This is a genomic window from Acinetobacter sp. YK3 (genome assembly GCF_001729365.1).
In the GTDB taxonomy this organism is placed as follows: Bacteria; Pseudomonadota; Gammaproteobacteria; order Pseudomonadales; family Moraxellaceae; genus Acinetobacter; species Acinetobacter vivianii.
Genome location: NZ_LZPJ01000068.1, coordinates 17,125 through 37,296 on the forward strand (window position 1 = coordinate 17,125; position 20,172 = coordinate 37,296).

The window sequence follows — 20,172 nt, forward strand, 5'->3', positions numbered from 1 at the left end:
AAGCTGTAGTATATATTTTAAACATTTGTCTATGGATGAGGACAATGAATAAAAACAAGAAACTAGCGTGTTTGTCATTATTATTGTTAAGTCCATTAACAATGGCGATGCAGCCGATGGATGATCAGAGTCTTTCAGCAATGACTGGACAAGACGGTTTGACCATTGGTGTACAGTCCAATGTCCAGTTCAATCAAATGGCAATCATTGATAATGATGGTCTGCCAAGTGGTGGCTATACGGGTCGTGCAGGTCTGGTGATTGCTGGTGTAGCAGGACAAGCTGTTGCAGCGCCTGTAAAAGTATCGGGATTAAATGGCAGTACCGAGACCACTTTCGGCTTGAAAGCAACCATTGATACAGATAAGGGGAATGCTGCTGCAAAGGGCGCTTTTGCGAATATTGGTTTGACTTTCGATAATAGTATTACAGGACTTCGAATCTCACCTTTCTCTATTTATACCGCCGGATCAAATTCGCTTTCTAATTTAAATGGAAGTAGCTATACACGTAATTCCATTTTTACGGCAGGGACTTTACTTAAAAGTGATGTTAAAGAACTGTTGCGTGTAGGTGGCATCGATATCGTTTTTGCATCAAATAAACCAAGTATGAATATCCAGCTGGGCGCGGCACCACAAGGGCATATGATTATGTTTGATGGCGCAATTGAGTCCATCTGTGGTTCAGGGAATGGTTGTAATATTATGCTGGTTTCTGATTATACAACCTCTGGAAATGCAGCAACGACCGCTGTTGGTGCAAGTTTTAACTTTAAATTGACAGGACATAATGGTAGTCCTTTTGGGCTTAAAGGTTTCTATGCTGGCGTATATGGTACAGAGGGAGCTGATAAGGGCGGGATTATTTTTGGCAATGCAGGTACAACAGACAAGTTTGATTTACAGTTGAATAATGTCCTGTTGGGCTCAAATGCAGCCCAACAGTCAGGTGTCTTTAATAATTTACCAAATGCTTCGATTGGAAATATTGGTATGACAGGGGCTTCCGTAACGAATTTAAAAATGAAAGTGAGTGGAATGTAATCTTGAATTGATTTTGGGTTTTCCAAAGCGGCTTAGGCCGCTTTTTTTAATTTAAAATCGAATTTCAGCCTTAGCTTTGCTTTAAGTACTGAAGGATGTCTTCGAGCTGTTTGATCTTCTTCACCTGTCCCCAGAGTTGCTGGGCTTCAGGATACGCCTTGGTCATCATACCGAGCCATTGCTTGTAACGTCCAACCATGCCAATCTCGGTCTTGTATTGTCCGCTTAGGAAGCGTAGCTGCAGGTCAACCAATTCAGGCCAAGACAGCATCGCCTGATCCATATTTTGACGAATACATAAGGTTAAATCTGGTGTAGTCACCGCACCCCGACCAATCATTAAATCCTGACAATGAGATTGCTCTAGACAGGCTTTGGCATGGGCATTGTTCCAGATTTCACCATTGGCAATAACATTGATTTTTAATGCTTCGGTAATCGGTTGGATCTTTTCCCAATAGGCGGGTGGGGTATAACCATCTGCTTTGGTGCGTGCATGTACGGTGAGCCAGCTCGCACCTGCATCTTCAATGGCATGGGCATTATCCAAAGTGTGATTTTCATCAAGATAGCCCAAACGCATTTTTGCTGAAACTGGAATATGTGCAGGTACAGCATCACGAACGGCTTTGACTAAGAGATGTACGGTTTCTGGTTCATCCAGTAACACAGAACCCCCACGATGGCGGTTTACTGTTTTGGCAGGACAACCAAAATTCAGGTCAATCGCAGGTGCACCCAGTTCAACCACTTTGGCTGCATTGGCAGCGAGCATCTCAGGATTGTTGCCTAGAAATTGCACATGTACAGGCGTGCCAGCTGCGGTTTTACCGCCATTTTTCAGTTCTGGACAAAAGCTATAGTAGATATGATCAGGCTGAATGCTATCGGTAATACGGATAAACTCGGTCACGCACCAATCAAAACTGCCAACATGGGTGAGCACATCACGCATGATTGGATCAGTAAGACCTTCCATCGGAGCGAGTACAAGTTTCACGATTTTTACCTAGTTAAGCGAAAACAGCGTTATACGCATTTTCAGATAGGCTGTCTAGTTTTTATTAGCGTAGAAAAGCTTAACGTCCTAATATCATTTCTAAAACAAATTTACTGCCCATAAAGCCTATTGCTAGCAAGACAAAACCAGTAATGGTGAAACGAATTGCTTTGCGTCCACGCCAGCCAAACTTGTAATGTCCGATCAATAATGCGCCGTATAAGAACCATGAAATGATACTAAATGCAGTTTTATGTGCGAGATGTTGGGCAAAAAAGTTATCAATGGTAAAGAAGCCGAACAATAATGCGGCTGTAAGCAGGCCAAATCCAGTAATAATCAAGTCAAATAATAATGACTCCATGACCTGAAATGGTGGAAGCAAATTCACCCAGATACGACGTTTTTGTTTCTTTTTTAGTTCCCGATCCTGAAACCAGAGCAGAACAGCATGAATGGTTGCCATGAGCAGCACAGCATAAGCAGACAGGGACAAAATGATATGTAAGTCCAGACCAAAACTATGTTGTTCAATAATTTGATTTGGCTGACTAAAAGCGAAGCCGAGAATTAAACCAAAAGCGGCTACAGGTGTTCCAATCAGGTTCAATGGCAGGATTGGGCGAATCAAGCTTAGGATCAGACTGAGTGCCAACATGAGTCCAGAAGTGAAGGACATCAGGTTGAATACATCATAATTCACCCCAATAGATGTCAGCATGTCTTGGGAAAGGACAGTCGCGTGCAGCACCAGTCCTAAACCGACCATCAAGCCATAACACCAAAGATTTGGAGTACGTTTTGACATTAAACGAATAAACAAATACCAGAATGAACTGGTATAGGCGATAAGTGCCAAAATTGTGTAAACCAAGGGGAGACTGATCATGTCAAACCTTTTTTAGGAGGATGAATAATATTCACCATATAAGATATAAATTCGCTTCGAACTACAGTATCCTATAGCATCTTATGCATAAATTTTCTATTTTAAGAAAGATTTTTTTGCAACTAGCCATTTTAAGCGGATTTCGCAATGTTTGATACCTTAACAGAACGACTCACACAGAGTTTAAGAAATGTTACTGGCTCAGGGCAGCTGACCGAAGACAATATTAAAGATACCCTACGTGAAGTACGTATGGCACTTCTTGAAGCCGATGTGGCGTTACCTGTAACTCGTGAATTTATCGCGAAGGTTAAGGAAGAAGCGCTCGGTCAAGAAGTCATGACTCAGCTTTCTCCTGGTCAGGCATTTGTAAAGATTGTCTATGATGAACTCACCAAGATGATGGGTGAGGCAAATGAAACATTAGATTTAAGTGCAAAACCACCAGTTGTTGTGCTTCTTGCCGGTTTGCAAGGTGCAGGTAAAACCACGACTGCTGCAAAATTGGCACGTTTCTTAAAAGAACGCCAAAAGAAAAAAGTAATGACGGTGTCTGCCGACGTTTATCGTCCAGCAGCGATCAAGCAGTTAGAAACAGTATCGAATGAAGTCGGTGTTGGTTTCATTCCATCTGAAGCATCTGAAAAGCCGATTGATATTGTGAATCGTGCGATTGAGCAGGCGAAAATCCAGTTTGCTGATGTTCTGATTGTCGATACAGCAGGTCGTTTACATGTCGATGAAGACATGATGGACGAGATCAAAGAATTACATGCGGCGGTGAAACCAACCGAGACTTTATTCGTTGTTGATGCAATGACAGGTCAGGATGCTGCCAATACTGCAAAAGCGTTTAATGATGCTTTGGCTTTAACTGGTGTGATTCTGACTAAAACTGATGGGGATGCACGTGGTGGTGCAGCACTTTCTGTTCGTGCCATTACTGGTAAGCCAATCAAGTTCTTAGGTATTGGTGAAAAACTGGATGCACTTGAGCCATTCCATCCGGATCGTGTTGCACAACGTATCTTGGGTATGGGTGACGTCCTTTCTTTGGTCGAAGAAGTTGAACGCAAAATCGACAAAGAAAAAGCCGAGAAAATGGCGAAAAAACTGCAAAAAGGCGGCAACTTCAACTTTGAAGATATGCTGATGCAGTTTGAGCAAATGAGCAAAATGGGCGGCATGATGGGCTTCCTGGACAAATTACCAGGCATGAGCAATGCGGGTATTCAGGACGCGATTGAAAAAGCCAATCCTGAAAAGCAAGTGAAGCGTATGGAAGCCATCATTCAGTCAATGACGATTAAAGAGCGTCGTAACCCTGATTTGATTAACCCAAGTCGTAAAAAACGTATTGCTGCTGGTTGTGGTATGGACGTTGCTGAAGTGAATAAACTGATCAAGCAACAGGCACAAATGGCGAAAATGATGAAGAAATTTGCGAATCCATCAGGTATGAGCAAAATGCTGAAATCATTGGGCAATATGCAAAAACAATTTGGTGGCGGTGGTGGTATGGGCCCTTTATTTGGTAGTAATGACCAGAAAAAGTAAGTTCTATCGACTTCCTAAAAGGGCGCGTAATGCGCCTTTTTCTATGCCTATATTTTGAGTGGTGTTGTATAAAATTGATACAAAATATTAATGTTAAGAATAATTAAAAAAGCGCAATATATATTTCTAAGTTTATGTTTTTATTGAAAAATAGTGTTAAACATGTCACATAATTCAAAAAATAGCGTATTTATTCTGCATTGTGAAAATGCCGATCCAGATCAGCATTGGTATGGCTGGTTAGAACAACAACTGCAAAGCGATGAGCTTAGGGTTGAGCGTGTATTTCTTGCAGATGCCAGTCATCCAGAAGCAGAGATTTGGCAAACTTGTCTGGAAGCACAATTAAAAGGGCTGAATGAGCGGAGTATCGTGGTAGCACATGGGCTTTCCTGTGTAGCACTCTCACGATTTTTGGCTCAGAAATTGAAGCAAATGACCATCAAAGCAGGAATTTTTATTGCTGGTTTTAATGACCCGATTGCTCAACATCCAGAATTTAATGCTTTTATTCAACAAGCTCAGTTTGAGAGCGGCATTCTGAGAGCGAATATTCAGCGACGTCTGGTTTTCTTTTCCAGTAATGATCCCGTGATTCCTGTGCCATTGATGTTTAAATTTTCAAACCTGCTCAATGCCCAGCTGATTGAGGTCGCTCAGGCTGGGCATTTTCGTGCAGAAGATGGCTTTAAGGAGTTTCCACAGTTATTACAGGCACTTCAAACCTTGCTCAAAGCTGAATTTAGCTGAACATAGTGTTTTAAACCTTGTAGCAATAAATCCGATTCAACTTGAGGTTGATAATGACTGAGGAATTTAGCAAATAAAGCGGCGTCACCACCTGTTAAGATTAACTTTTTCGGGGATTGCTGCATGATTTGATCAATGGTACTGATCAGACCCAGCAATATACCGTGATGGACTGCATCGACCGTGTTATGACCTGGTTTTAAATTATCAAAGGCAGAGTCTGGAATTTTGATCCCTTTGGTATTTTGGATCAGCGAATCCCGTTGCAGATAGAGATTTGGCAGAATATAACCGCCGAGATGCTGCAATCCTTCAATCAAATCGATGGTTAGGGCAGTTCCGCAACCAATCACACAAAAATTTTCAGCTGGCTTTGCCATTGCCAAGACTTGCAACCAGCGGTCAATCCCGAGCTGGCTTGGTACATCATAACCACATTTCAGACCAGCATACTCTGCATGAACTTTGGCAAAGATAATCGGAATATCCAGTATATTGAGAATCATCTGGATACGCTGATTATTCTCTGAATCCAGAACCGAAGAAATACCAACCTGCGTCAGATTCTGATGACGAAAATGCTGGATTAAACCCAGCAATAAATCGGCAGGCGATTGCAGGTGTAACTCGGCTGCGTGCTCAAGCACCTGATCGTTCTGTGTAATCCAGTATTTTAAACGGGTATTTCCAATATCAAGCCATAAACTTTTCATGAGCTCTTCCTATTCTCAAACTGAAGCGAGACGTAAGCGACCTTGATAGAATTGCTGGATTTGATCGGTCTTGATCAATACCGCGCCTTCATTGGAGATACCTTGGAAGAGTCCCTGAACTTTGCCTTGGGTATGCTCAAATTCCACGTGCTGATTGAGCCAAATCGCATGGTGGTTAAAACGTTCTGCCAGATTATAACTGCCATGTTCAAACCACTGGGCCGCCTGTTGGATTGCCGTATAGAGTTCAGCAATTAACCCGATTCGGTCGATTGGATCTAAACCGAGCATTTGTAATGAGGTAATTTGCTGGTCAGCATTTTCCACAGGTGGCGTGGTTAAGTTGATGCCCACCCCAATAATGGCTTGATGAGTCGAAAGTGGCTCTACCAGGATGCCTCCCCATTTCCCTTGAGGACTATATAAATCGTTGGGCCATTTCACTTGTAGTTGAAGACCGTGTAAGCTCGGCATCTGTAGAATATTTAACGCAATTTCCAATGCCAGACGACCGTCTAATGCTGTCTTGGTCTGGATCAGTGTGCTTAAATAAATGTTTCCTTCAGGAGAGGACCATGGTCGTTGATGTTGACCTCGACCTTGTGTTTGCTGCGCACTGCAAACCAGTCCTGTCGTAATGCCTTTTTCTGCAATTTCACGCATATCATCATTGGTTGATGTCGTGGTGGTCTTGAGTAAAACCACTTCGGGAAACTGATTTTTTGCGTTCAATAATTGTTGAAGCTGGCGGGTTGCGAAATCATCCATCATTTTTACAAGTAGCGTGGTCATTTGTTTATGGAGTTAATCATATATTTGCTGATTGGTGCAATTGCCGGATTTGCTGCGGGGCTATTTGGTGTGGGCGGTGGCTTAATTATTGTGCCGATTTTATATATTGTCTTCACGCAAATGAATTATGACCCGAATGTCATTATGCATATTGCAGTGGGTACATCGTTAGCAACCATTATTGTGACTTCAATCAGTTCAGTAACGGCCCATCATAAGAAAGGTGCAGTGCTCTGGCCTGTGTTCCGTAATCTTGCACCGGGGTTGGTGATAGGATCATTTTTGGGCGCTGGTATTGCCGACTTGATGTCAGGGCAGCATTTGCAACTGGTGATCGGTGTATTTGCAGTCTGGATGGCCTATAAGATGTTTAAAGGGGCCAATGCCGTGGTTGATCCAAATCGACACTTACCATCAGCACCGTTACAACTGGCTGCGGGTGGTGGCATTGGGGTGGCATCGGCGATTTTTGGTATCGGTGGTGGCAGCTTGACCGTTCCTTATCTGAATCGTCATGGTGTGGTGATGCAAAAAGCGGTAGCGACTTCGGCAGCGTGTGGATTGCCGATCGCTGTAGCTGGTGCACTGGGCTTTATGTGGTTTGGGGCTAAAGAGCAGATCGAAGTACCGAATACCATTGGCTATGTGCATGTTTATGCGTTTTTGGGCATTAGTGTCATGAGCTTTATCACCGCGAAATTTGGTGCCAAGGTTGCTCATCTGTTATCGCCAGCCATGTTGAAAAAATGCTTTGCAGGCTTGCTGGTGGTGGTTGGGTGTTATTTCATCTACAAAGGGTTGATGTAGATATTAATTTGTTTCGTTAGTCATGAACTTCAAGAATGGATGAAGATGCTTATGTGTGTATTCATCCATGATTAAATTGCGATTGATTTAATATAAATAATATTTTTTGTGATTTATTCCATAAAGTTATTTTCCGATCAGATGGATGGTTGGCGACTCATGGAAAATATAAATATTTGATAATAAAAATAGAAAAAATGATTTTTTTATCTATTTTGAGAATGGATGGGGGCTTTTTCAGGACGATTGGCTTAAAAAGCAATAAAATTGTCAGACAATGATATAGAATTTATAGGGTGAGATCAGTTAAAACAAAAAAGCGTAAATAGCATTGGACAATGCGTATAACAAAGATAGCGAGGCGCTCATGAATCTCGAAGAGGCTGATAGTCTTTCTGAACAGATTGCAAAATATATTAGTGAACAAATTATTAGCGGTGAGCTGGTTGAAGGCGAACGTATTCAAGAGTTGCGCATTGCGAAAGAATTAGATGTCAGTCGCGGTTCTGTCCGTGAAGCATTGTTATTACTGGAACGTACATATTTAATTGAGATTTTTCCACGACGTGGTGCGATTGTATCTGAAATGTCGGCGCAACAGGTCAAAGCATTGTTTGATACCAATGTGATGGTTCTGGGGCATATCGTGCAACGCATTAGTGAAACTTGGCGTGTCAATGAAGCTGAGCATTTACAAGCTTTACTGGATCAATTGGTTGAGTTCGTCAGGGCTGGTGACATTGAAAAATTTTACGATGCAATCTTTAAATATTTAGCTGAACAACATGAAATGGTGGCAAATCCATACCTCATGCAATTTTATAAAGAACTGTTGCCTTCATTGCGCCGTAGCTATTTTCTCACCTTAAATACCTCGCGTCGGGAGCTACAAGAGTCATTTACGCTATTTAAGCTGGTGATTGATGCTATTTTGATCCGAAAATCACAACAAGCTGCTTTATTTATGGAAGATTTTTGTCGACACTTGCGTAACCTTGTGTTGGAATCTCTGACACGTATGAAACAGATTGAATTGGCCTGGGCTAGACGCTCACGCCGCTAGTTAGGGCAGTATGCGTTTAAGTAGTTTAAAACTTTCAGGCTTTAAATCTTTCGCCGATAGTACAACATTAAATTTTAAGGCGAACCGAACTGCGGTTGTGGGGCCGAACGGTTGCGGTAAATCCAATGTTATTGATGCGATTCGCTGGGTCATGGGCGAGTCCAACGCACGTCAATTGCGTGGCGGCAGTATGCAGGATGTCATCTTTACAGGGACAGCCAAGCGTAAACCTGTTGGTGTCGCCAGTGTCGAACTTCGTTTTGACAATACCTATGGCAAATTGGGTGGGGCATATAACGCCTATAATGAGCTGGCCGTCCGTCGTCAGGTGACGCGTGAAGGGAAATCGGAGTATTTCCTGAATGGTACGCGTTGTCGCCGTCGTGATATTACCGATATTTTCTTGGGCACAGGTTTAGGGCCGCGCTCTTATGCGGTGATTGAACAGGGCATGATTAACCGTCTGGTGGATGCCAAGCCTGAAGAAATGCGTGTCTTTATTGAAGAAGCCGCTGGAGTATCGCGTTATCAGGCACGTCGTCGCGAGACTTTACAGCACTTAGAACATACTGAACAAAATCTAGCACGTTTAGATGACATTGCCGCGGAACTAAAATCACAGCTGAGAAGCTTGAAGCGTCAATCTGAAGCTGCGATTCAATACAAAACCTTAGAAGGTCAGATCCGTACTTTAAAAATTGAGATTCTGTCTTTCCAAGCCAATCAAAGCCAAAAATTACAACAAGAATATACCGTTGAAATGACGGCATTGGGCGAACAATTTAAATTGGTTCGTTCTGAATCACAGACGATTGAACATGATCTGGAAGCGACAAGTGCTTTATTTCAGCGCTTAATTCAGCAGTCTTCGCCATTGCAACATGAGTGGCAGCAGGCAGAGAAAAAACTGGCTGAGTTGAAGATGACACTGGAACAAAAGCAGAGCCTATTCCAGCAGAATAGCAGTAGTCTGGTACAGCTTGAACAGCAGAAAGTACAGACCAAAGAACGTTTACAGTTGTCTGAACTCCAGATCGAAACTTTATCTGCCCAGTTTGATGAGCAAAATGAAACATTGCTGGCATTAGAACAGCAAACACAAACCGCTGAACAAAGCGTGAGTGATGTTCAAGCCCAGCAAAAGCAAGCACAACAGCAGTTTGAACAGCTCAAAGCACAGGTCGATAAGCAACAACAGCAAAAGTTGCAGATGGCCGCGCAAATTGAGCAGCTTGCCAAAAATGTGTTGCGAATCGAACAGCAAAAGCAAACGCTACAATCGCAAAGTGGTCAGATCCGAGCGCAGGTTCAAGATGAAGAACAGGCACAACTGGAACAATTGCAGCAACAACTTCATCAAGAGATCGTTGAGCTGGAAGCCGCTATTGAAGAACTACAGCAAAATTTACAGGCGCAACAAGAACAACAACAGCTGGATAAGGCGGATGTGCAAACGCTTAAAACCGAAATACAGGTTTTACTGGCTGAACAAAAGAATTTGAATCAACTGGTGGCAAAACAAAGTCCAAAACATCAGCAGAATACGGTTCGCTTGATGCAAAGCCTACGTTTAACCGCGCAAGGTAAAAGCCATGCCAGTATCATTGAAAAGTTCTTAGCCAAATGGTTACAAGCGCATTTACTGGATGATGAACAGTCATTTCAAGAAGGCGTAGCTCGACAATTAAAGTCAGCGACGCAACAACGTATTCAAATTCAACATTTGACCTGCCTAAGTGACTGGCTTGAAGCCCCACAATCTTCATTATGGGCAAATGTTGCTGTGGCTGAGAGTCTGGCAATCGCTTTAGCGCATCAAGCAGAACTCCAGCAGACACAGTCGATTTTAACGCTGGATGGTTATCATGTTGGCGCAGATTGGGTGATTGGTCTGCATTACGATGAAGATAGCCAAAGTGCGCAAGGTATGTTGAGCCATCAAGTGCGTTTAGAGGAAATTGAGCTGCAACTTGCGGAGAAACAACCCAAGCTGCTTGAGCTGGAACAGCAATTTTCTCAACAGCAGCACACCTTGCAACAGCAGCAACAACAGTTACAGCAACAGCAGCAAAGTCTGAAACAAAAACAGAAAGAGCTGCAACAGTTAGATGTGCAAATTGCCAAATTGCAAAGTACAGCGCAGGCTTTTGTATTGCAGCAACAGCAATTGGCAGATCAACTCAAACAACTGGATCTACAGCTTGAAGAAGATGCGATGCAGCGTGATGATCTGGAAATTGATTTACATGCGCTTGCACTCAAATTAGAAGCGGTATTGCCGAATTATAAAACCTTGCAGTTTCAGGTAGAAAACCTGAATGAACAACTGGACGAACAACAACAACAGTTGCTTCAGCAGCAACAGCAACGTGAAAGTCTACGTCGCCAAACATCTCAGGCCAATCAGCAAATTGAGCTGTTAGAGAAAGATATTTCATTCTTAAAAACGCAGTATCATCAAATTATTGAACAAATTGAACAGGCAAAGAAATTTGTTGATCCAATTCAACTGGAACTGCCAAATTTAGAGTCACAATTTCAGGAACAATTTCATCAAACTGAAAAATTGCAAAAAAACTGGAATGAATGGCAACTTGAGCTGAATCAGATTCAAGAGAAACAGCAGCAGTTGACTGAACAGCGTCATCAAGCTCAGCAAAAAGATGAGCAGGTGCGTGAACAGTTAGAGCAAAAGCGTTTGGCTTGGCAGGCAGCCAAATCGGATCGTGAACATTATCTGGAACAACTGAAAGAGTTGAATGCAGAAGCTTTATCTGATCTGTCGATTGAAATTAAAGATCATCAACAGAAACTGGAAAAAGCGCAGCAGCAATTCGAAAAAATTGGTGCGGTCAATCTGGCAGCTTCACAGGAATATGAGGAAGTATCACAGCGTTTTGATGAACTCAGTCATCAGATGCAGGACTTGCAGAATACGGTTGATCAACTGAAAGATGCCATGAAAAGTATTGATCAGGAAACCCGTAAGTTATTCATGACCACTTTTGATCAGGTCAATCAAGAGATGCAAGTCCTTTTCCCTAAAGTCTTTAATGGCGGGGAAGCGAGCTTAAGTCTTGAAGATGACTGGCAATCTGGTGTGAAATTGATGGCGCGTCCACCAGGTAAACGAAACAGTTCATTGGCTCTCTTATCGGGTGGTGAAAAAACCTTGACCGCATTGGCGCTGGTGTTTGCGATCTTTAGATTAAACCCAGCACCATTCTGTGTTTTGGATGAAGTTGATGCGCCTTTGGATGATGCCAACGTTCAGCGGTATTGTAATTTGGTAAAAGAGCTTTCTGAACAGGTGCAATTCATTTACATTACACATAATAAATTGGCGATGACAATGGCAACTGACTTACTGGGAGTGACCATGCCAGAGCCAGGCACATCAAAATTAGTGACTGTCGATTTAGAGCAGGCAAAAGAATACGGGTTAGTTGCGGAGTCATAGTATGGAAATGAATACAATAATAGGCATTGTTATCGCCGTTGTGATTATGCTCGTTGGTTTAATGATGCTTTTAAGAAAACCGAAACCAGTCGAGCCGTCATTAGAAGCGGATTTATATATTAATCCTGAAAGTCAGCAGCCTGTCATCCCTCGTCATGTACGAGATCAAGTTTTACCAGATGAAGTGGTCACCACAACTGAACGTGTTGAACCAAGTCTAAATACAGACGCGGTTGCGGCAGAGACCCCAGTAGAAAAAACAGTTGAGCCTGCAAATACCACAGAAAAAACTGAAGCTGTGGTTTCAACAGAAGAAGTGGCTAAAGAAGAAACTGTTGAAGCGGTTGTAGAAACTGAAACTGTTCAAAAAGATGAGACCGTGACTGCTGAAGCAGAGACAACAGTCCTCTCTGAAAATGCAGAAGCGACAGAGAAAGCTGAGGAAAATAAAACCGAAGCAGAACTCAGCTTGAACCCAAATATCGAAACGGTCGCAATTGAAGAATTTGATGGCGAAAGTAATATTCTGGATGTGCATTTACACGAACAGCAACGCTACGACGATGAAAGTGCTTTAGCCACCGCAGAGCAGATCATTGCTCTGAATGTTTATCCGAATCCACGCCGTGCCTTATCTGGCGATAAAGCGCTCAAAGTTTTATTAAAATATGGCTTACGTTTCGGTGAAATGTCGTGCTTCCATCGTTATGAAAATACCGATGAACCAAGTGCCTTGATGTTCTCGGTATTGCGTATGACGGATAATGGCCCAGCTGGTTTTGATTTGGAAACCTTATCTGGTGAGCAGGTGCAAGGTCTTGCATTCTTCTTGGCATTACCAAATAGCAAGGCCGTTACGGGTTATGACATGATGACCAGTATTGCGGGTTTAATTGCGCGTGAAGTCGATGGTAAGGTCTATGATGAAAATAATCTGGAATTTACGCCGCAGTTAAAAGAACATTGGCGTCATCACGTGATTGATTATCGTCCAAATCAAGCAACAGCTTAATGAATCTTTTATAATAAATTCAGTGAAAAGTTATAGGGCGGTTTTTCCGCCCTTTTATATGGTGAAATTTAAATGGAACACAACTCAGTTATTGAGCAAATGCGTCAGTTAATTCAACTGATTGCAAAACATAATCATGCTTACTATGTGATGGATCAACCTTCCATTTCAGACAGTGAATATGACCATTTATTTCATCAGCTGAAAGCTTTAGAACAACAATATCCAGACTGTATTCAGGCGGATACCCCGACCAATAAAGTCGGTGGTCAAGCCTTATCAAAATTTGAAAGTGTCACTCATGCAGTGCCAATGCTGTCATTAGGCAATGTGTTTAATCAGGAAGACTTGTTTGCTTTTGCCCGTCGTATTGATGAACGTTTACCGAACCAGAAAGTCCAGTATGAAGTAGAGCTGAAACTGGACGGTTTAGCGATTTCACTGTGGTATGAAAATGGTGTGTTGGTTCGTGGTGTCACTCGTGGCGATGGCGAAACAGGCGAAGATATTACCCAGAATGTCAAAACCATTCGTAATTTACCTAAAGTATTGTCGAGTCAGCATCAGGCGATTCCACAGTTTCTAGAAGTACGTGGCGAAGTGTTGATGCCGAAGCAAGGCTTTGAAAAGCTCAATGCCGATCAGGAAGCCAAAGGCGATAAAACCTTTGCGAATCCACGTAATGCTGCGGCAGGCAGCTTAAGACAGCTCGATCCGAATATTGCAGCCTCACGTCCATTGGCGTTCTATGCTTATGGGATTGCGCAGTGTGTACCGAATCATGGCCTTGAGACTATGCACGATAGTCTGCATTGGTTGACCAAGTTTGGTTTTGAAATTGCAGAACGTCAGTTCCTGTGTGCTTCGATTGAAGAAGTACAACAACGCTATGAACAGATTCAACAAGAACGTCCAGATCTCAAGGTTGAAATTGATGGCATGGTGATTAAGGTCGACAGCCTTAAACAGCAACAACAATTGGGTTTCTTGAGTCGTGAACCGCGTTGGGCAACGGCCTATAAATTCCCAGCACAGGCTGCACTCACCAAAGTGGAAAATATTGACTGGCAAGTGGGTCGTACAGGCACACTAACGCCTGTTGCACGTTTAGCGCCAGTCTTTGTTGGTGGGGTGACGGTATCGAATGTGACCTTACATAACATTGGTGAAATTCACCGTTTAGATGTACGTGTTGGCGATACCGTAAGTGTTTACCGTACTGGCGATGTGATTCCAAAGGTCGAGAAGGTCTGGGCGGAGTTTCGTCCTGTGGATGCCGAGATGGTGCATCTTCCAGAAAATTGTCCAGTCTGTGATTCGCCCGTGGTCATGCCAGAAGGTGAGGCATTGGCACGTTGTTCGGGCGGTTTATATTGTGCGGCACAGCGTATTGAAGCGATTCGTCACTTTGTTTCGCGTAAAGCTTTGGATATTGAAGGTCTAGGTGATCGTTGGGTGGAGTCACTTCTACATCTCAACTTACTCAAAGATGTGGCTGATATTTATCATTTGCATGAGCATCGTGACACTTTATTAACCATTGAAAAAATGGGTGAGAAATCGGTTCAGAACCTGATTGATGCGATTGAAGCCAGCAAGAAAACTACTTTGGCACGCTTTATTTATGCTCTGGGGATTCGTGGGGTGGGTGAGACCACAGCGCGTATGCTGGCGAATACCTTCCAGACGCTTGAGGCTCTGAAATCAGCGGATATTGAAGCGCTCAAGAAAACCCCTGATGTCGGTGATATTACTGCTGAATGGATTGCTGATTTCTTCCAAGCACCACATAACATTGAGGTACTTGATCGTTTAATGGCAGCAGGTATTCATTGGGATGCACCAACAGCACCAACACGCCAACCGTTGAATGGTGAGAGTTGGGTCGTGACTGGAACGCTGGAAACCATGGGACGTGATGAGGCGACACAAAAGCTTCAAGCCTTGGGTGCTCGTGTGAGTGGTAGTGTTTCTAGCAAAACCAAATGTGTGGTTGCAGGCGAGAAAGCGGGTAGTAAGCTGGATAAAGCGCAGAAGTTAGACATTCGAGTCTTGAATGAGCAAGAGTTCTTGGAATTTTTGAAACAGTATGAAGCGTAAATTCTTGATTTAAATTTTGAATCAGTGCGAATTGATAAAAAGGCGGCATCAATGCCGCCTTTTCTTCTATCAAATATATTTTTTCACAATACCATCATCTAACAATTGTTGGAAATGTTCACAGACACTTTCACGCACATCGCGATATTGGATTCCTAAATCTTTCTCACTACGCTGCGCATTAAAATAGATGGGGTAACCCATATTCAATTTTACAAATTGACGTGAATGTCCGAGGATTGGTGCGACAAAAGAAAAGGCTGTTTTTGGCACAGTAAAGTGCGGGAATGGAAATTTATAGCCAAACTTCTGAGTAAGTGCCTTGCCCATATCCAATAAGCTTAATGTTCCACCACAAATAATATAGCGGCCATGTGCATTTGGATTTAATGCCGCAGCGACGTGTGCATCGGCAACATCACGAACATCGACAATCCCATTCCACATTGGCGGAACACCGAATAAGGTGGTGCCATTACCGAACTGTTGTAGTACTTCAATACTACCTGACTGACTGGCATCGGTCAGGGATGGCCCCATGACTAAAGCCGGGTTAATGCATACCAGATCCCAACGGTTTTGTTGCTCGGCCATTTCCCATGCTTTACGCTCGGCCATGACTTTTGAATAAGGATAGGGCTGGTGTGTTTCGCTACTGGTTGTGTTCCAGTGATTTTCATTAAACTCATTATTGGCAGTGTCTTGAATCTCAACTGCATCGCCATAGGTTGAGGCAATGCTTGAAGTAAGTACCACACGTTTAACTGACTCAGTGCGATTAACGCTGTTCAAAACATTTTCTGTGCCTTTCACCGCAGGCTCAATGATATCTTTAACGGCATCTTTATAATTGGTGACAACGAAAGGCGATGCGGTATGAATCACGATCTCGCAATCTTTCATCGCTTCATCAAATGAACCTGATTCAAGCAAATCTGCTTTGAAGAACTGGATTTGTCCAGCTGATTGCTCTGCCAGATCATATAAATGCTGGATCTTATTTTTCTTTGATGGGTCACGTACAGTTGCATGAACTGTATGACCTTGATTCAACAGACGTTCAATAATCCAGCCTGCAATATAACCCGTCGCGCCAGTGACCAAAATTGGTTTGCTTTTATCCATTGTGGTTTCCACATTATGTTTTTGTGATTGCTGTTATTTACCGAATTTCGATTAAACAAACAACAGCTGAGCAGTCATTTTTTATGATTTTTTGATTAAAACATCGGCGAAATAAGAAGCATTGCTAATGGTTACAAAAAATCAAACAAATGATTTTCAATGGAATTATCTCTTTTTAATGTGATAAATGATATGCAAAGGCTTATTTTATTTACATAAATTCAGTCAATTCGAACTGTAAATGCGTATGTTTCTCATTTTAATTCTATAAAAATCATAAACTTACACATATTTGTTTTTGCAATTCTGTTCTAACTTGACCATAATGTTGTCATTCGATAGGAGTAAGTATTATGCGTGGCAATCCAGAAGTCATCGACTATTTAAATATGCTCATTGGCGGTGAATTGGCTGCTCGTGATCAATATTTAATTCATTCAAGAATGTACGAAGATTGGGGGCTGAACAAGATCTATGAGCGTATCGACCATGAAATGCAAGAAGAAGCATCTCATGCTGACGCAATCATTCGTCGTGTTTTGTTCCTAGGTGCTCAACCGAATATGAATCGTGAAGATATCAATGTCGGTACAGATGTTGTGAGCTGCTTAAAGGCAGATTTAGCACTTGAATATCATGTACGTGAAAAACTTGCGACAGGTATCAAACTGTGTGAAGAGAAAGGCGACTTTATCAGCCGTGATATGTTACGCCAGCAGCTTTCTGATACAGAAGAAGATCATACGTATTGGTTAGAAAAGCAATTACGTTTAATTGAATTGATTGGTCTACAAAATTATATTCAATCACAAATCTAATAAATTGCTGCACATGCAGTAATTAAAAAGGGAGCTTGCAATAAAGTTCCCTTTTTTATGTTGATCTGAAAAAATGCTGAAATGAAGGTTTAAAACTTTTTACTGTAGTTCACAAATAGGCGATCTTCACCAAAGTCATTGCCATGTTTTACATCATAATCAATACGGATGTATTGTAGCGAAACACCTTTAAGATAAGGTTGTTGGAATGCATAGTTGAGAATGAGATTGGACTCAGATTCATGATTTTTCTCACCATTGGCAGCTTTAAAATCATGTCCATAGACATATTTCACCATTGCATTTAGGCCCGGCACATAATCTTTAAAATCATAGCCATACATCAGGTGATAAGACTTTTCATTCTTTTTAAAGAAACCCGTCGCATTCCAGTTGATAAAATAGGTTTCAGGCAGAAAACCATCAGGCAAGGGATAAGCCGACTCACCAATAATTTGTTGATAACCTAAACCAAAAGACTGGTTATTCACTTTCAGCATTTCAAGCAAACCAATATTTTGAGCATCGATATCGAAGTTGTGACCATCATTCTTGGCATTAAAATATTTAAACTTAGAACTGAGACTAAAATTAGGCTGTTTCCATTGATGTTCTAATCCAACATAATGCTTGTTGTATAAGTCTTCTAAATTGCCAAAATAGTATTCTGCCTTCAATGATGGTGTGATTTGATAACGTAGATCCAGATAATTTAGACCATCCGAGTAAACGGTTTTGCCATTCGCGGTAAAGGAGAACTTTTTAAAATCTTCTTCGTTGCGGGGTGACACTTTTTCAACCCGACCGATTTCCGCATACAACTGATCAGAAATTTGCGATTTTAAATTTGTCCCCCAATAAGAGGTGAGTAACTGGCGACTGGCATCCACCGCAGTTACAGGTAAGTCTAGCCAGAGTTCGCCCACACTTAATAAGGTTTTGTCATAACCTAGTTTCAGGGTTGCGCCATATTTTAAATAGTCAGATGCCTGTGATTGTGTTTGAACGTCAAAGGGCAGGACTGTATCAGCGACATGTTTATCTTGGCTCAAACGCACTGCATATTGGACCGAAGCATCTGCACCAATGGTGATCGGCTTATCTGCGATCTGAAGTGGTGTCTCCTGCATTTTGGATTTATAAAATAAGGATGCTGCTTGTGACCAACTGCCTGTATCTTTGAGATTAGGATTATCAAAGTCTCGATTGATATAAGCATTCTTCAGGGTAAACTTCCATTCATCTTGAGCAGTTTGAGTCGCTTCTGCGGCAGCGAGTAGCGGGCTGTAAAAGCTCCCCATCACAAGTAGTGTAGAGACTGTTAAGCCATATGGTTTAAAGCGTGGTAATAAAGTCATAATCCATATCCAATGTTGGTGCGCCAGTCCTCGGCGCACTTATTTTTATTGCTGAGTCAGTGAAGCTTGTGTATTAAAGTTCGGTGCAGATTGTGCTGCCACTGAGGCTTTTAAATTGACCATAAAGATGGCAAGTGCAGCGATAATGCCCGGGATGGCAATCGCGAGAAAGTTCATTTGGTGAGGCAGTTCAAAGGTGAGCAAGGCACCCGTTAAGACAGGGCCAATGATGGCACCAATTCGTCCAATGCCTGAAGCCCAGCCCATACCTGTTGAGCGTAATGCCGTCGGGTAGAATTGAGCGACAAAGGTATACAGGAGAATTTGTGAGCCAATGGTTGCGGCACCAGCGATCGCAATCAAGCTATATAAAATAAATTGTGGACTATTAAAACCAAGCAGGATCAGGGCAGCTGCGCCGATCACGAACATACTGGTAATTACAGGTTTCAAATGGAATTTATCTGCCAGTGCACCGCCGCCAATCGCACCCACCATACCTCCAATATTCAGTGCAAACAGGAATAACATACTGGCACCCAAAGAATAGCCTGCCTGTAACATCAGTTTTGGTAACCAGCTTCCCAAGGCATAGACCATCAATAAACACATAAAGAAGGCAATCCAAAACATGAAAGTACTAAAGGTACGACCTTGTTGAAACAGTGCACGGACAGGTGCCTCGGTGGTGGTACTTTCATTGAGAATCAGTTGTGTATTGCTGGTTAATTCAGTTTCAGGTGCAATTTTAGTGACGATCATTTTGGCTTGATCGTGATGATTCGATTTCACTAGAAATGCCAGAGATTCAGGCAGGAACTTCCAGATCACAGGCAACAGTAACAGTGGAATGCCTGCAATTAAAAACATGATTTGCCAGCCCATATCTTTGACCAGCCACGCCCCAAGTAAGGCAGAGCTCATACCACCAATGGCATAACCGCTAAACATCAGTGCGACCAAAGTGCTACGAATTTTTTTAGGTGCATATTCGGTCATCAGAGCCACGACATTTGGCATCACACCTCCAATACCTAAGCCTGCAATAAAACGTAAAATTGCAAATTCAACTGGATTACTGGCGAAAGCACCGAGGAAGGTAAATCCACTAAATAAGGTGACACAGATCATAATAGTTTTTTTACGGCCCAGTTTGTCTGAGAGTGTGCCAAAAATCATGGCACCAAACATCATTCCGAATAAGGCTGCGCTGGCTAGCAATCCAGCTTGCACGGCAGTCAGTGACCATTGCTGCATCAGTAAGGGCAGTGCCACACCATAAATCACCAGATCGTATCCATCAAAAATAATAATGATTAAACACCAAATTAAGACTTTCCAATGAAAAGCCGAAAAACGGGCTTTATCAATAATGTCATTAATATTGACCTTGTTTGTATCCATTGCTTCACCTCCGATTTGTGAAGTACAGGTTATTTTTTATTAAGCTATTTTGTTATTGGGTCGGAGTCAAAAACCTAATTGATATATCTTTATGTCATTAAAGTATTGTGATTTATATTGCTTAAATATTTGAAAAATATTGGTTTTAGTTTTTATTTTTATGCTGACATATAAAATGGTAAATTGGTGTGAAATATTAAAATACGAGAATGCTGGTCATTTTAAAGTGGTGTTTTTAGATATTTTTGGATGAATAATCATTAATGAATAAATAATGT

Annotated in this window: 16 protein-coding genes; 9 read left to right on the plus strand and 7 right to left on the minus strand. The window is 42.1% G+C overall.

Features of this window, described 5'->3' with window-relative positions:
* Positions 1-44 precede the first annotated feature (44 nt).
* Complete coding sequence (locus A9Z07_RS05805; RefSeq protein WP_047430961.1) at positions 45-1,046, plus strand: DUF6160 family protein; 1,002 nt, start codon at positions 45-47, stop codon at positions 1,044-1,046.
* Positions 1,047-1,116: 70 nt separating this feature from the next.
* Here A9Z07_RS05805 and A9Z07_RS05810 read toward each other — a convergent pair whose 3' ends face one another.
* The gene (locus A9Z07_RS05810; RefSeq protein ID WP_047430964.1) at positions 1,117-2,046 is read right to left on the minus strand and encodes a tRNA dihydrouridine synthase; all 930 of its coding nucleotides are present in this window, start codon (positions 2,044-2,046) and stop codon (positions 1,117-1,119) included.
* A gap of 79 nt (positions 2,047-2,125) precedes the next feature.
* On the minus strand, positions 2,126-2,935 hold the full coding sequence (locus A9Z07_RS05815) for an inner membrane protein YpjD (protein ID WP_005256228.1): 810 nt from the start codon (positions 2,933-2,935) through the stop codon (positions 2,126-2,128).
* Positions 2,936-3,082: 147 nt separating this feature from the next.
* Here A9Z07_RS05815 and ffh point away from each other — a divergent pair, with 147 nt between their 5' ends.
* Both ffh and A9Z07_RS05825 read left to right on the plus strand, forming a co-directional pair.
* The gene (gene ffh, locus A9Z07_RS05820; protein WP_004770827.1) at positions 3,083-4,492 is read left to right on the plus strand and encodes a signal recognition particle protein; all 1,410 of its coding nucleotides are present in this window, start codon (positions 3,083-3,085) and stop codon (positions 4,490-4,492) included.
* Between the two features lie 162 nt (positions 4,493-4,654).
* Positions 4,655-5,242, plus strand: coding sequence for an RBBP9/YdeN family alpha/beta hydrolase (locus A9Z07_RS05825; RefSeq protein ID WP_069577600.1), 588 nt, complete (start codon positions 4,655-4,657; stop codon positions 5,240-5,242).
* Here the strand turns inward: A9Z07_RS05825 and A9Z07_RS05830 are convergent.
* Positions 5,212-5,955, minus strand: a complete 744-nt coding sequence (locus tag A9Z07_RS05830) for a pantothenate kinase (protein ID WP_069577601.1) — start codon at positions 5,953-5,955, stop codon at positions 5,212-5,214. The genes A9Z07_RS05825 and A9Z07_RS05830 overlap by 31 nt on opposite strands.
* Positions 5,956-5,970: 15 nt before the next feature.
* The gene (locus tag A9Z07_RS05835) at positions 5,971-6,747 is read right to left on the minus strand and encodes a biotin--[acetyl-CoA-carboxylase] ligase (protein ID WP_004770833.1); all 777 of its coding nucleotides are present in this window, start codon (positions 6,745-6,747) and stop codon (positions 5,971-5,973) included.
* A 6-nt stretch (positions 6,748-6,753) separates the two neighbouring features.
* Here A9Z07_RS05835 and A9Z07_RS05840 point away from each other — a divergent pair, with 6 nt between their 5' ends.
* The 5 genes from A9Z07_RS05840 (at position 6,754) to ligA (ending at position 15,189) form a co-directional block, all read left to right on the plus strand.
* Complete coding sequence (locus A9Z07_RS05840) at positions 6,754-7,554, plus strand: sulfite exporter TauE/SafE family protein (protein ID WP_062846443.1); 801 nt, start codon at positions 6,754-6,756, stop codon at positions 7,552-7,554.
* A 367-nt stretch (positions 7,555-7,921) separates the two neighbouring features.
* The gene (locus tag A9Z07_RS05845) at positions 7,922-8,617 is read left to right on the plus strand and encodes a GntR family transcriptional regulator (RefSeq protein ID WP_004770835.1); all 696 of its coding nucleotides are present in this window, start codon (positions 7,922-7,924) and stop codon (positions 8,615-8,617) included.
* 10 nt (positions 8,618-8,627) lie between these two features.
* Complete coding sequence (smc, locus tag A9Z07_RS05850) at positions 8,628-12,077, plus strand: chromosome segregation protein SMC (RefSeq protein ID WP_069577602.1); 3,450 nt, start codon at positions 8,628-8,630, stop codon at positions 12,075-12,077.
* Position 12,078: 1 nt separating this feature from the next.
* Positions 12,079-13,089: a cell division protein ZipA C-terminal FtsZ-binding domain-containing protein gene (locus tag A9Z07_RS05855; protein ID WP_069577603.1), complete on the plus strand. Its 1,011-nt coding sequence runs from the start codon at positions 12,079-12,081 to the stop codon at positions 13,087-13,089.
* Between the two features lie 72 nt (positions 13,090-13,161).
* Positions 13,162-15,189: an NAD-dependent DNA ligase LigA gene (gene ligA / locus A9Z07_RS05860; RefSeq protein WP_069577604.1), complete on the plus strand. Its 2,028-nt coding sequence runs from the start codon at positions 13,162-13,164 to the stop codon at positions 15,187-15,189.
* Between the two features lie 69 nt (positions 15,190-15,258).
* Here ligA and A9Z07_RS05865 read toward each other — a convergent pair whose 3' ends face one another.
* Positions 15,259-16,314, minus strand: a complete 1,056-nt coding sequence (locus A9Z07_RS05865; protein ID WP_069577605.1) for an SDR family oxidoreductase — start codon at positions 16,312-16,314, stop codon at positions 15,259-15,261.
* 353 nt (positions 16,315-16,667) lie between these two features.
* Here A9Z07_RS05865 and ftn point away from each other — a divergent pair, with 353 nt between their 5' ends.
* On the plus strand, positions 16,668-17,132 hold the full coding sequence (gene ftn, locus A9Z07_RS05870) for a heteropolymeric bacterioferritin subunit Ftn (RefSeq protein ID WP_047430990.1): 465 nt from the start codon (positions 16,668-16,670) through the stop codon (positions 17,130-17,132).
* Between the two features lie 89 nt (positions 17,133-17,221).
* On the opposite strand, the gene A9Z07_RS05875 is transcribed toward ftn, so the two are convergent.
* Both A9Z07_RS05875 and A9Z07_RS05880 read right to left on the minus strand, forming a co-directional pair.
* Positions 17,222-18,490, minus strand: a complete 1,269-nt coding sequence (locus A9Z07_RS05875) for an OprD family outer membrane porin (RefSeq protein ID WP_069577606.1) — start codon at positions 18,488-18,490, stop codon at positions 17,222-17,224.
* Between the two features lie 45 nt (positions 18,491-18,535).
* Positions 18,536-19,894 carry an aromatic acid/H+ symport family MFS transporter gene (locus tag A9Z07_RS05880; protein WP_069577607.1) on the minus strand — a complete coding sequence of 453 codons (1,359 nt, stop codon included), beginning with the start codon at positions 19,892-19,894 and terminating at the stop codon, positions 18,536-18,538.
* Positions 19,895-20,172 lie beyond the last annotated feature (278 nt).